This window comes from Gammaproteobacteria bacterium, assembly GCA_021647245.1.
In the GTDB taxonomy this organism is placed as follows: Bacteria; Pseudomonadota; Gammaproteobacteria; order RBG-16-57-12; family RBG-16-57-12; genus JAFLJP01.
Map to the genome: position 1 here is coordinate 1 of JAKIVC010000027.1, position 12,991 is coordinate 12,991.

Annotated in this window: 15 protein-coding genes; 12 read left to right on the forward strand and 3 right to left on the reverse strand. The window is 49.7% G+C overall.

The window, feature by feature from the left end; translation table 11 throughout:
* Positions 1-484: 484 nt before the first annotated feature.
* The 4 genes from dapA to L3J94_08940 all read left to right on the forward strand — a co-directional run bounded on the left by dapA (position 485) and on the right by L3J94_08940 (position 4,012).
* Entirely contained in the window at positions 485-1,363 is an 879-nt protein-coding gene (dapA, locus tag L3J94_08925; GenBank protein MCF6218860.1) for a 4-hydroxy-tetrahydrodipicolinate synthase, read from the forward strand.
* On the forward strand, positions 1,360-2,385 hold the full coding sequence (gene bamC / locus L3J94_08930; protein MCF6218861.1) for an outer membrane protein assembly factor BamC: 1,026 nt from the start codon (positions 1,360-1,362) through the stop codon (positions 2,383-2,385). Before dapA ends, bamC begins: the two co-directional genes overlap by 4 nt.
* Before the next feature lie 9 nt (positions 2,386-2,394).
* A complete protein-coding gene (locus tag L3J94_08935; protein ID MCF6218862.1) occupies positions 2,395-3,156 on the forward strand; it encodes an MBL fold metallo-hydrolase in 762 nt (253 codons plus the stop codon).
* Positions 3,157-3,280: 124 nt separating this feature from the next.
* Positions 3,281-4,012 carry a phosphoribosylaminoimidazolesuccinocarboxamide synthase gene (locus L3J94_08940; GenBank protein ID MCF6218863.1) on the forward strand — a complete coding sequence of 244 codons (732 nt, stop codon included), beginning with the start codon at positions 3,281-3,283 and terminating at the stop codon, positions 4,010-4,012.
* A gap of 60 nt (positions 4,013-4,072) precedes the next feature.
* On the opposite strand, the gene L3J94_08945 is transcribed toward L3J94_08940, so the two are convergent.
* Positions 4,073-4,912 carry an HDOD domain-containing protein gene (locus L3J94_08945; protein ID MCF6218864.1) on the reverse strand — a complete coding sequence of 280 codons (840 nt, stop codon included), beginning with the start codon at positions 4,910-4,912 and terminating at the stop codon, positions 4,073-4,075.
* Positions 4,913-4,963: 51 nt separating this feature from the next.
* A complete protein-coding gene (locus tag L3J94_08950; GenBank protein ID MCF6218865.1) occupies positions 4,964-6,013 on the reverse strand; it encodes a folate-binding protein in 1,050 nt (349 codons plus the stop codon).
* A 116-nt stretch (positions 6,014-6,129) separates the two neighbouring features.
* Here L3J94_08950 and sdhC point away from each other — a divergent pair, with 116 nt between their 5' ends.
* The 6 genes from sdhC to L3J94_08980 are packed head-to-tail and all read left to right on the forward strand — an operon-like array spanning position 6,130 to position 9,972.
* The gene (gene sdhC, locus L3J94_08955; GenBank protein MCF6218866.1) at positions 6,130-6,513 is read left to right on the forward strand and encodes a succinate dehydrogenase, cytochrome b556 subunit; all 384 of its coding nucleotides are present in this window, start codon (positions 6,130-6,132) and stop codon (positions 6,511-6,513) included.
* Positions 6,510-6,851 (forward strand): succinate dehydrogenase, hydrophobic membrane anchor protein, encoded by a 342-nt coding sequence (gene sdhD / locus L3J94_08960; GenBank protein ID MCF6218867.1) that lies wholly within the window; start codon positions 6,510-6,512, stop codon positions 6,849-6,851. Before sdhC ends, sdhD begins: the two co-directional genes overlap by 4 nt.
* Positions 6,848-8,611, forward strand: coding sequence for a succinate dehydrogenase flavoprotein subunit (gene sdhA, locus L3J94_08965; protein MCF6218868.1), 1,764 nt, complete (start codon positions 6,848-6,850; stop codon positions 8,609-8,611). Before sdhD ends, sdhA begins: the two co-directional genes overlap by 4 nt.
* Positions 8,612-8,637: 26 nt before the next feature.
* Positions 8,638-9,330 (forward strand): succinate dehydrogenase iron-sulfur subunit, encoded by a 693-nt coding sequence (locus tag L3J94_08970; GenBank protein ID MCF6218869.1) that lies wholly within the window; start codon positions 8,638-8,640, stop codon positions 9,328-9,330.
* Positions 9,327-9,572 (forward strand): succinate dehydrogenase assembly factor 2, encoded by a 246-nt coding sequence (locus L3J94_08975; GenBank protein MCF6218870.1) that lies wholly within the window; start codon positions 9,327-9,329, stop codon positions 9,570-9,572. The genes L3J94_08970 and L3J94_08975 overlap by 4 nt, the downstream gene beginning before the upstream one ends.
* Entirely contained in the window at positions 9,532-9,972 is a 441-nt protein-coding gene (locus L3J94_08980) for a hypothetical protein (GenBank protein MCF6218871.1), read from the forward strand. Before L3J94_08975 ends, L3J94_08980 begins: the two co-directional genes overlap by 41 nt.
* A 7-nt stretch (positions 9,973-9,979) precedes the next feature.
* Here L3J94_08980 and nadB read toward each other — a convergent pair whose 3' ends face one another.
* Complete coding sequence (gene nadB / locus L3J94_08985; protein MCF6218872.1) at positions 9,980-11,605, reverse strand: L-aspartate oxidase; 1,626 nt, start codon at positions 11,603-11,605, stop codon at positions 9,980-9,982.
* A 213-nt stretch (positions 11,606-11,818) separates the two neighbouring features.
* Here nadB and rpoE point away from each other — a divergent pair, with 213 nt between their 5' ends.
* Together rpoE and L3J94_08995 are read left to right on the forward strand one after the other, a co-directional pair.
* Entirely contained in the window at positions 11,819-12,397 is a 579-nt protein-coding gene (gene rpoE, locus L3J94_08990; protein MCF6218873.1) for an RNA polymerase sigma factor RpoE, read from the forward strand.
* Positions 12,390-12,989 carry a sigma-E factor negative regulatory protein gene (locus tag L3J94_08995; GenBank protein MCF6218874.1) on the forward strand — a complete coding sequence of 200 codons (600 nt, stop codon included), beginning with the start codon at positions 12,390-12,392 and terminating at the stop codon, positions 12,987-12,989. The genes rpoE and L3J94_08995 overlap by 8 nt, the downstream gene beginning before the upstream one ends.
* Positions 12,990-12,991: the final 2 nt, after the last annotated feature.

Consider the following 12,991-nt stretch of genomic DNA (forward strand, 5'->3'; position numbering starts at 1 on the left):
AGAGTGAATTAAATCCAAGTTTATCCAGAAATTTGATGACAGGAATCAATCCAGCTTTACTGGTCATGTTTTTCCCTGTTTTCTGAAAATGAATTTTTGCTGGCTTTGTGCGTGCCTTGCTGGGGGGTTTTCTGGTATGCTTACTCATGAAAATGGTGACTCATCGGTTGTGGTTAAATGCAATTAACTGATTGATGAGTTTACCATTTTCTTTCATTGCTGTTATCTACTTGCAGGATTTAGGTTTGAGTCTATTCCTCACGCTTGCGGAGTGACCCGCTTCTAGTTGTGGGTGCAAAGCTCTTACAGTAAAAAATATTAGTTGTTCCTAGTGGTTTGGCGGTTGTCTTTTGTTTTGTTGTAAAATCAACAGCTTGTGCGGTTGGTTCGTTTCTATTTCGGGATTTAGGTTTCAAGCACAGCTTGAGTTATTTCGCGCCCCCCCGTAAAATCGCCCCCTTTGACTCTTTTTGCGGAGATCGACATGTTTCACGGTAGTATGGTGGCACTGGTAACCCCGATGCATGCGGATGGCAGCATCGATTTTGAGGGGTTGGCTCGATTGGTTGAGTTCCACATAGAGAACAAAACCGATGCCATTGTTTCGGTTGGCACAACGGGCGAGTCGGCAACACTCAGTGAAGAGGAGCACACCCGTGTCGTTCGTCACACGGTGGAGCTGGTGAAGGGGCGCATTCCGGTGATTGCCGGTAGTGGCTCAAACTGTACCCGCGAAGCGACTGCCTTGACTCAGGCGGCTATGGAGGCGGGTGCCGATGCTTGTCTGCTGGTGACACCTTATTATATTAAACCCACGCAAGAGGGGCTCTACCAGCACTATAAGTCGATAGCTGAGGCGGTCGCTATTCCACAAATTCTTTATAATGTACCGGGGAGAACGGCGGTGGATCTGTTGCCAGAGACGGTTGCCCGGCTTGCTGAAATTCCAAATATTGTCGGTATTAAAGAAGCGACGGGTGATTTGCAGCGCGCTAAAGATATTTTAGCGTTGTGTGGTGAAAAGCTGGATCTCTACAGTGGCGATGATCTTACCAGTCGTGAGTTTATTTTGCTGGGCGGTAAGGGCGCGATATCGGTAACGGCAAATGTTGCGCCTGGGTTGATGCATGATATGTGTGCGGCGGCCCTGGCGGGTGATCTGCCTGCGGCGGAAGAGCTGGATGGTTCGCTGGTGGGGCTGCATGAAAATCTGTTTCTAGAGGCGAACCCGATTCCCGTAAAGTGGGCTGTAGCACGTATTGGTTTGATTGAGTCGGCTATTCGCCTGCCACTGACGACGCTTTCTGAACAGCACCATAACAGCGTGGCAGGTGCGATGTGCCAAGCCGGAGTATGTATATGAGTCATCGTTATTTCTTGCTTGGCTTGGCGCTGCTGATCTCTGTAACGCTAAGCGGTTGCTCAAATTACTCAGCAAGCCATGAGTATTACAAGGCACGCCCTGAGGCCAAGTTGGAGATTCCTCCTGGTTTAGACCGCCCGATAGAGCGGTTGGATATGACCCTGCCTACGGTGGCTGACAGCACCACAACCTATTCCAGCTATAGTGGTGATTGCAAGCAAGATCCGTCGACGCTGAATATGGTCGCTCAGCAAGATCTTTCTGTGGTGCGTGAAGGTGATTTCATCTGGCTTCACGCCAACACCAACCCAGAGCAGTTATGGGGCCCAACACGCTCCTTTTTAAAGAAAAAAGGCTTTGGCATCGCCCGTGAGGACGATGAGTTGGGTATATTGGAGAGTGATTGGTTTGAGTATCAGGAGGATGGCCACTCTTTGCGTGACAAGTATCGGCTACGCTTTGAATTTGGAAAAACGGCGGGCAGTAGTGAAATTTATTTGAGCCTTCGCAGTGAGCGCTTGTCGGGAGGTGAGTGGCAGCCCCGTGAAACAGATGTAGAGCTTGAAATTGAGATGCTGAAGCGCTTGGCGCTCTATCTGGGCGATAGTGAGGTTGAATTTTCAGAAGTGCCAACGGCAGAAACTGAGGTGGCCCTTCATGACCGGGGTAAAAAAGGCGGTTTGAGTCTGGTTGTCAATCATGGTTTTGATGAGGCGTGGCGGCGCACTATTCGGGCGATTGAAAAAGGTGGCCATGCTGTAGAGGAGCGATTAATCAACCAACGCTTCCTGATCGCTCGTTTTGACGATAAAAGTGAAGCCGCGAAAGCACGCCAGAGTTCATGGATGGGCAGTGTGCTGACACCGTCTGATAAACATGCTGTGGGGCGTTACCGTATCGAGTTTTTCATTCGAGGTGAAAACAGCACTGAGGTTCAAATTCAGAATCTGCAAGGCAAAGTGACCTCAAGTGAGCGTGCGAAAAAAGTTATCGCTGAGTTGGAGCAGGCACTCAGTGAATAGTGGCTATTAATGCGATTTGCTTATCTGGGTAGCGGCAGTGGTGGAAATGGTTTTTTAGTCGAGCAGGGTAACACTTGCCTGCTGGTTGACTGTGGATTTTCGGCAAAAGAGTGTGAGCGTCGCTTGGCTATACTGGGGAAAACAGCCAGCCAGCTAGCCGGCATTCTGGTAACACACGAGCATGGTGATCATATCAACGGTGTGGGGCGCTTGGCACGCAAGCACAACCTGCATGTGTGGTTGAGTGCCGGTACGCTTCGAGCCGAACGTACGGGTGAGCTGCCTACCTTCTGTTTGATGAATACCCACCAAGTATTATCCATCGGCGATCTGGAGATAAACCCATTCCCGGTTCCCCATGATGCGCACGAGCCGTGTCAGTTTACCTTCTCAAATGGTGCGGAAAAGCTGGGTTTAGCCACTGACTTTGGTTGTGAAACCCCTCATGTTATTGAGCAGCTGAGTGGCTGTGATGCGCTGGTGCTGGAGTGTAATCATGATCTGGCGATGCTGTTGAATGGTGAGTATCCAGCCTATTTAAAGCGTCGGGTGAGTGGTGATCATGGCCATTTGAGTAATCAACAAGCGGCAAACTTGTTAGCACAGTTGGATAACTCGAGGCTCCAGCACATTGTTGCTGCGCACCTGAGTGAAAAGCACAATACACCACAGTTGGCTCGCAACGCTTTGAGCGACGTTTTGAACTGCCAGCCAGAGTGGATATCTGTTGCGGAGCAACAGCAAGGCCTGGCTTGGCGAGAGGTCGCTTGACTTCATCTATCTCGAAAATTGCACCCATAGAGCGACGGTTACTGCGCTCTCTGAAACAAGTCAGCACAACTCCCGCTCAGCCTAAATCTAACCAGACTTATTCAGCGCTTCTTTGAGGAATACCATGCAAAAAACCACCGAACTCTACGCCGGAAAAGCTAAGTCAGTTTATAATACTGATCACCCTGATTATCTGATTATGTCGTTCCGTAACGATACGTCTGCCTTTGATGGTGAAAAAATTGAACAGCTTGAGCGAAAAGGTGAGGTTAACAATAAGTTTAACCACTTTATTATGCAGAAGTTGGAAGCCGCAGGAGTTCCGACACAAGTGGAATCACTGCTTTCAGATACCGAATCGGTGGTGAAGCGTTTAGAGATGATCCCGGTTGAGTGTGTGGTGCGTAATATTTCGGCGGGTAGCCTCTGTCGTCGTCTGGGTGTAGAGGAGGGGTTGGATTTGCAGCCGCCTACCTTTGAGCTATTTCTCAAAAATGATGCGTTGCACGATCCCATGTTGAACGAGTCGCTGGCGATAACGTTTGGTTGGGCAACACAAGCGCAGTTGACAAAAATGAGAGAGCTGACCCTCACGGTAAATAAAGTGTTGAGCACGCTTTTTGATGATGCCGGTATGTTGCTGGTGGATTACAAGCTGGAGTTTGGCCTGTTTAAAGGGGAGATTACGTTGGGGGATGAGTTCTCCCCTGATGGTTGTCGTTTGTGGGACAAAGAGAGCCGCGAAAAGTTGGATAAAGATCGCTTTCGTCAAGGCTTGGGCGGCGTTGTTGAAGCCTATCTTGAGGTTGCCAGTCGCCTGGGTATTGATATGGGGCCTGTTGAGCGCTCAAGCTGAGAGATGATTTAAAATGAGTTGTTAACCCAGATGATTTGCTGAGTCTGGGGGTTGCCAGTATCAGGCGCGGAAGAAGTGCAGAATATCTCTAATTTCGCTGGCAGCTTGTTTAAGGGTATTAACGCTCTCTTCGGGTGTTAATTTCAAAGTTTTGAACGCGGATATCTCTCCCCAGTTTACTTTGCTACGTGGGCCACAGACGGTGACGGTGCTGTGCAGGTTAGCCACCGTAACCACATCAATCAGTTCAGGCGTGTTGGCCGACTCTCGGCCAAGGTTTTCATGTTCTGCTGCAGTTAAAATGAAGGCTTCCGGGAATTTCCAGATTTCAAGAATACGTTTGCCGATAATCGTATGCGTCTCTTTGAGCGCTTCATCCAGTGCATCGGGGTCGTTGATTATTTCGGGGAATTGCAGTGCGTGCTCCAAAATTGGGAGTACCCCAATATCATGAATAAGTCCTGCTAACATTGCCTCATCAGGCTTTAGGAAAGTGTGGTTGCGAGCCAGTACATAGCTGAGTGCAGCCACTTGTGTGTTGTGTTTCCAAAGGCGTGAGGTGCGTTGGCGTAGCAAGGGTGATTTGGGGCGGTGAGACTGCTCAACCAACATTACGGTGACTAAACTTCTCACTAGGGATTGGCCCATACGGATGATAGCGGTGTTCAGGTCTTCGATAGGATCCTGACCACGAAATATCGGGCTGTTGGCTACTTGAATGATGCGCGCCGAAATGGCGGCATCCATGCCCAGTGCCTTGGCGATGTCGGTAACGCTGGCTTGTGGGTTGTTAAGCAGCTTATGTACTTTCAGCGCAACATCAGGAAGGACAGGGAGTACCAGTGAGTTGGTTTCTAAGTCTTTTAGCAGGCTGTCAATAAATTCAACGGTGGTGCTCACGGTATTTCCTTTTTTGTCCATGATGGGTGGCGAAGGTGATTGTTTCTGTTGCTAGGCAGATTCATCGGACTCTTGGTAAGGAAGTTTACCTATTTTGATCGATACGCCATCGGGTGAGCCGAGTACCAGCCCGTCCATTTTGGCATCAGTGATGCGTAATACTGCCAGCAGCTCGTACCCCTGGTCTGCTGAGAGTTGGCACTCAACGACTTTTCCTGCAACTTCGCCACTCTGGCTATTAAAAATTTCATCACCCGGCTGGGGTGCTGTATCGCTGTCAATGTGGGCCAGGTACATCTGGCGTTTTAACTTCCCCAGGTATTGCGAGCGAGCAACAATTTCTTGGCCGGGGTAGCAACCTTTGGTGAAACTGAGAGCACCTATTTTGTGCATGTTTATCATCTGTGGCACAAAAGCTTCGCTGACGGCTTGTCCAATATTGGGGAGACCATTGAGAATGTCATGCAGCTGCCACTGGTAGCTGCCCACCGGTGCCGCCTGAACATTGAGGCGCTGCCAGGCCATTTTAATTGCTTCGAATTCGCCGATTAACTCAAAGCGGGTGGGTGTGCCAGGCAGGCGAATGATGGTTACTTCCTGCTGCTGGACGACATCATTGGCTTGTGTGGGCAGTTGTGATGAGACCATGCCAAGCTCCTGCTCAATGGTGGGGCCACAACAACCGATGCGTACAAAGCTATTACTGGCATCAAGGATGTCGACGTTAGACATCATCTTGTACATCTGTAACCGTTTCGATACCCCTTCAATCTGGTCCATGGGAAGTTGAAGGTAGTAGCTGTCACCGCGCATGAAGATGCGAAAGTTGGCAATAACACGCCCTTTAGCACTACAGATGGCACTGAGTTGACTGGTGTTGCTATCGACCTCTCGAATGTCATTACAAAACAGATTTTGCATGAAAGTGGTGGCATCTTCGCCATGAATGGCAATCAGTCCGAATTGACTGAGATCCATTATTGTATTGCCAGCAGTGGATACTCGGGATTCACGTTCGGGGTTGCCAAAATGTTCAACGGCAATATCGTTAAAAACCGCACCAGCATCGCGCTCAAGGTACTCTTTCCAGTTATCTTTCATATATGTTGTGCCTGTTGAGATAATTTAATGTGGACAAAATTCAGTGGTGTGATACTACTATATTTACTTGTCTGGACGGGTGTGGCAAGGCAATTCTAATAACAAGTCATTAAATTATGAATAAAAAAAATCAGCGGCCAGTTTTTCTGAACTTAACTAAGATCAGCTTGCCCGTCACAGGTGTTGTCTCAATTTTCCATCGCCTCTCCGGCCTCTTTCTAGCGCTCTCTATTCCGCTGCTGATCTACCTGTTTGATCTATCGTTACGAAATGCTCAGGGCTTTGCCGAGGCGCAGCAGCTGCTGCAATCGCCACTGTTGAAACTGCTGCTCACAGTAGGGGCCTGGGCGTTGGCCCACCATCTTGTGGCGGGTGTACGATTTTTATTGATCGACCTTGATATCGGGGTGCTGAAAATAGCCGCCCACAGGAGTGCATGGATAACCCATGGGCTAACGACATTAATTCTATTACTGGCAATCGTGGTGATCTGGTTATGAGATGGGGCTTAGGTGGTTTTAGACCGTGGCTTTTTCAGCGTGTAAGTGCGGTTTACATGTTGGGGTTTTTGCTGTTTTTTATGCTGGCAATTTTCGGTTGCCCCCCTTCCGATTATCAAGCGTGGCGTGCGTGGTTTGCTCATCCAGTCATGTGGATGGCGACAGCGATGTTCTTTGTCGGCCTCTTTCTCCATGTCTGGATTGGCCTGCGAGATGTCATTCTCGATTATCTCCACAGCGTGCCTGTTCGCCTGCTTGTTTTAGTTGGCTTGGGTATTTTTTTGATCAGCCTGATCCTGTGGGTCTTTAAGGCTCTCTTTACAGTGGTTTTATTATGAGTGTGGCAAGAAGAAAGTTCGATACGCTGGTGATTGGTTCAGGTGGCGGTGGTCTGCGTGCGGCATTGCAACTGGCAAAGGCAGACGCTAACGTGGCGGTGGTCTCCAAGGTGTTTCCAACGCGCTCACACACGGTAGCTGCACAAGGTGGTATTAACGCTGCACTGGCCAATGTAGTGCCGGATAACTGGCATTGGCATATGTATGACACCATCAAGGGGAGTGATTACCTGGGTGATCAGGATGCGATTGAGTATATGTGTCGAGCGGCATCTCATTTAGTGGTCGAGCTGGAGCATGCCGGTGTTCCCTTTTCGCGGCTGGATAATGGAAAAATTTATCAACGCCCTTTCGGCGGGCAGAGCCAGAACTTTGGCGGCGCCCAGGCGGCACGCACCTGTGCAGCGGCGGATCGAACCGGGCATGCTATGTTGCACACCCTTTATCAGCAAAATATCCAAGCTAAAACCCACTTTTTTGATGAATATTTTGCGATTGATCTGATTCGTGATGAAAAGGGCGCGGTGCTGGGTGCCGTTGTTCTGGAGATCGAAACGGGAGAGCCACTGATTATCGAGGCTAAAACAACTCTACTGGCCACCGGTGGAGCCGGGCAGATTTTTCGTACCAATACTAATGCGCGCATTAATACCGGCGATGGCCTTGGAATGGCCTTGCGGGCGGGCATTCCTCTGCAAGATATGGAGTTTTTCCAGTTCCACCCTACCGGCATTGCGGGAAAGGGAATGCTGATCACCGAAGGTGCGCGGGGTGAGGGGGGCTATCTGCTGAATAAAGAGGGCGAGCGCTTTATGGAGCGGTATGCGCCGCATGCCAAAGATCTGGCTTCGCGGGATGTGGTGAGTCGTGCTATTTACACCGAAGTTAAAGAGGGGCGTGGTTGTGGCCCTAAGGGTGACCATGTTTTATTGAAACTGGATCACTTGGGAGAAGAGGTGGTTCAAAAACGTCTTCCAGGCATTCGCCAAACGGTGAAAACATTCCTCCACATCGACCCCGCCTATGAGGCGATTCCTATCTATCCGACCGCTCACTACACCATGGGTGGCATTCCGACCAATCGACATGGCCAAGTGGTGGTGCCGATGGCCAATACTTCGGAAGAGCAGGTGACAGGGCTTTATGCGGCGGGTGAGTGCGCCTGTGTTTCGGTGCATGGGGCAAACCGTTTGGGTGGTAATTCGCTGTTGGATATCGTGGTTTTCGGGCGGGCTGCAGGCAATCACATCATTAAATACCTTAAAGAGAACCGCCAGCACCGCCCGTTGGATATGGCGAGTGTTGATCGGGCACTGGCGCGCCTTGCGCGTTGGAATCTAGAGGGTGAAGGTGAGTCGGTGCAAACACTGAAAGCGGAACTGCAAAAGACCATGGAGGAGTATTGCGGAGTCTTCAGGAATCAGGAGATTCTTGATCAAGGTATTGAGCGCGTTAAAGATATTCGCCAACGGCTGCAAAATGTACGTTTACAGGATCATAGCCAAATCTTTAATACGGCACGTATTGAGGCCCTTGAACTAGAGAATCTTGTTGAAGTTGCGTTGGCGACGGTGGTTTCGGCGGCCAATCGCAAGGAGAGCCGTGGAGCACACTCGCGCACTGATTATCCTGAACGTGATGATGTGCACTGGTTAAAGCATAGTCTCTGTTTTACCACTGACCTGCGGCTGGAGTATAAACCTGTGCGTATGAAGCCGCTCACCGTCGACTCTTTTCCACCTAAGCCACGGGTCTATTGATCTTCTGAGAATATGATGAGGTAATAATGCGCTTTCTGATTCAACGATTTAACCCGGAAACAGACAAAAAGCCCTATATGCAGGAGTATGAGATCGCGGTCACTGCCGATATGATGCTGCTTGATGCGTTTAAGCTGATTAAAGAGCAGGATGAGAGTCTTGCGGTTCGCTACTCTTGTGGTGAAGGTGTCTGTGGCTCTGATGCGGTTAATATTAATGGCGTTAACGGCCTCTCTTGTATCACCCCGTTAGCTGAATTGAAGGAGCCGGTGACCGTAAATCCGGTGCCGGGTATGCCCATTATTCGTGATTTAATTGTCGATATGAGTCAGTTTTACCACCAATATCGCGCCGTTAAACCCTACCTTGTTCGTCACGATCCTGAGCCAGAGATGGAGGTGTTACAGTCACCCGAAGAGCGAGACAAGTTGGATGGCTTATATGAGTGTATCTTGTGTGGCTGCTGCTCTACCGCTTGCCCATCTTTTTGGTGGAACCCCGACAAATTCAGAGGCCCGGCTGCGCTGTTACAGGCGTGGCGTTTTCTTGCCGATAGCCGAGACCAGGCCACGGCGATGCGCCTGGATGAGCTGGAAGGCCCCTATCGATTGTTTCGTTGTCACACCATTATGAACTGCATGAATGTTTGTCCAAAACAGCTTAATCCGACTGAGGCGATTGGCAATATTAAAAAACTGATGTTGAAACACTCCTTATGAGTGAAATATCTCGCCTTCAATGGCAGTGTCGGCGCAGTATGTTGGAGCTGGAGTTGCTGCTGCGTGGCTTTCTGGATAGCTGCTATGAGCAGGAGGACACAGCAGTACAGAGTGCTTTTGTTGCGTTGCTAGCACTTTCAGATCAGACGCTCCAGGAGCTGCTCTTTAACGAAGTAATATCAGAAGAGGCAGGGATTGCCGATGTCGTCGAACGTATCAAAAAGCAACCACTTTCAGCTTAAGGTAGAGAGTTCACGTTACCTTGCTGCCCTTCTGCTCCTGTTCTACCTTGGGGCGCTGTTTCTATTATGGATAATGCCGATCCCCATCTGGATCAAACTACCGCTCTCTTTGTTGTTGATCCTGGATTGCCGACGGCACTGGCGGTGTTATGTTTCGCGAGTTGAAGTGAAAGCAGTGCAGTGGTTGATATGGCACGGTGAGGGGGAGTGGAGTTTATGGCAGCAGGGCGGGGGGCATGTTGCCCATTTGCAGCTGGTGCAAAGTGTTAACCACCCCCTGCTGATTGTGTTGAATTTTTCCCGTAGACACCCGCTGGTGTTGTTGCCCGATAGCGCTGATACCGATCAGCTGCGGAAATTGCGGGTGCTGCTCCGGCACACTTTGAAAATCTTGGATTGAGTGGTGGTTACTCTGCCTGGCTTGGGTCAAAATTTGGCGGAGTCAGAATCGTTGGCTGAGGCTGAGCGTCATTGTTTTGAGTGGGGTAATCCTGTGTATAGTGCAGGCCACGGCTCTCTTTGCGATTGAGGGCGCACTGCACAATAAGGTCAGCAATGACCACCAGGTTACGCAGCTCGATTAGATCATTGCTCACACAGTGAAGGTGGTAGTGCTCTTCAATTTCGTTACGCAGCAAATTAATCCGCCGTTTAGCGTACTGTAAGCGCTTGTTGTTGCGCACAATACCCACGTAGTCCCACATACATCGACGCAGCTCATCCCAGTTGTGCGAAATGAGCACCGCTTCATTGGCGTGGGTCACCTGGCTATCATCCCAGTGGGGAAGTGAAATTTCCGGGCCTTGTTGGTCGACGAGTTGCTGGCAAATATCTTTGGCCGCCGCTGCGGCAAATACCAGGCACTCCAGTAGTGAGTTGCTGGCCATGCGGTTGGCTCCGTGCAGCCCTGTATAGGCCGCTTCACCTATGGTATAGAGTCCATCAATATCCGTTTGGCCTTGTTGGTTGGTCATCACACCGCCACAGGTGTAATGGGCGGCGGGTACCACCGGGATTCGCTCCCGTGTGATATCAATGCCGAATGTGAGGCAGCGCCGGTGAATATTTGGGAAGTGTTTGATGATGAATTTTGCAGGCTTATGGGTGATGTCAAGATAGACACAGTCACTGCCTAATCGCTTCATCTCTGCATCAATCGCCCGAGCAACAATATCTCGCGGTGCTAACTCGGCCCGCTCGTCGTAGCGTGGCATAAAGCGTTCACCACTCTCAAGCTGCAAGGTTGCTCCTTCACCTCGTAGTGCCTCGGTTATTAAAAACGATTTTGCCTGCGGGTGGTAGAGGCAGGTAGGATGAAATTGAATGAACTCCATGTTGGCCACACGGCAGCCTGCTCGCCAAGCCATGGCGATGCCATCACCTGTGGCAACATCAGGGTTGCTGGTGTAGAGATAAACCTTACTAGCACCCCCTGTGGCTAAAACAACGGTTTTGGCATGGAATGTTTTTATCCGCTGGCTGTGACGATCCAGCACATAAACGCCATGTACTCGGTTTCCGGGGATACCTATTTTTTGGCTGGTGATCAGGTCGATAGCGATGTGGTGTTCAAATATATCAATATTTTGGTGCTTGTGTACCTGGCTCTCAAGCGTACTCTCCATGGCGCGACCAGTCGCATCCTCTGCATGGGCGACACGGCGATGGCTATGCCCACCTTCCTGGGTTAGATGGTAGTGTTTCCCGCCACTCTCCCCAAGTGTTGTAAAAGGCATGCCCTGTTGTGCAAGCCAGTTAATCTGCTCGGCACCGTGGCTGACCGTATATTTAACGATGGCTTCATCACATAATCCGGCACCCGCATTTTGAGTGTCATTGATGTGGGACTGAATCGAGTCATGCTCATCGAGTACCGCAGATATTCCCCCCTGAGCGTAATAGGTCGCCCCCTCCAAAAGGTTGCTTTTTGCGAGTACGCAAACCTTGATGTTTTGCGCAAGGTGTAGCGCAAGGCTAAGGCCAGAAGCGCCACTGCCAATAATCAGTGCATCGTATTGAATGGGTGAGGTCATAGGGGTGATATCAGCTTGATATTATGTGTGTGAGTTCAGAGGAAATTATAATTGCTCAGAACTCTGCGTGGGTCGATTTGGGATCCATTTTAGTATAGTGTGCCTCTGTTGGGTCAATAAAAAACGAACTATATTTAATAACCCTAGTCAGATTGCTCATGTAAGTTAGATAGTGGGCAATTTTTACAACAATAAAAAAGGAGTTATCCCCGAATGGGTGAGAATTTCACTGATCGGGAGCTGGTAAAAAGAGTACAAAATGGTGATAAAACTGCTTTTGACCTGTTGGTGCTCAAGTACCAGCATAAGATTATCAAATTAGTATCCCGTTTTGTTCGCGAGCCAAGTGATGCTCTGGATGTCACCCAGGACTCCTTCATTAAAGCGTACCGGGCGCTGCCCAATTTTCGCGGTGAGAGTGCTTTTTATACCTGGCTTTACCGTATTGCCAGCAATACCGCAAAAAACTTCTTGGTCTCGCAGCGTCGTCGCTTGGGTGATGTGGGCATAGACAGTGAAGAGATGATGTCGCGAGAAGAGGAGTTTGGCCTGAACGATGTGGCCACTCCCGAGAATATTTTGGCAAAAGATGAAGTGCAGCATACTGTTTTCGAGACAATTGAAAATTTACCTGATGATTTGCGTACCGCACTCACTTTGCGCGAGTTTGATGGTCTTAGCTATGACGAGATAGCTGAAGTGATGGAGTGCCCGGTGGGTACCGTTCGTTCACGCATATTTCGCGCCCGTGAAACGGTTAGCGAAAAACTACGTGCATTATCAGGTGAATAAGCAAGAGGGTTTGGGTATGGAAAAGGGCGATAAAATAAAAAGCCAGGTCTCATCTTTTATGGATGGCGAAATAGCAGAGGGTGAAGTTTCAATGCTCTGTAAGCGCATCGTAAAGGATCAAGCGTTGCGCGAGCGCTGGCGTGACTACCATCTGATTAGTGATGCACTCAAACAGCAACTGCCTGCACAGGCAAATATCGACCTCTCCCAACGCATTCATGATGCCCTGGTGGATGAGCCTGCACTTTCCAAAGGCAATAAACCGGTTTCTAGTGCCAACAGGATAGTCAAGCGTTTTTCAGGCCTGGCAGTTGCCGCGTCGGTTGCTATTTTGGGGGTGGTTGTGGTGTTGAATACAGCGGTGCAACCGAGCGGTGGTGAACCGATGATTTTGGCCAAAAGTACACCTGACACGGTAGTGACTCAAACACAAGTGGCTGGGTTATCGAATGCTCCAAACTCTACGGAACGTACAATCGACCCGCGCCTTAATAAATATCTGGTTGACCATAGTGAGTATGCAGTGAGTGCCAGTGTTCACGGCATGTTGCCGTATGCGCGCATTGTTGGGCAGCAGACAGTGCGGAAGTAGTT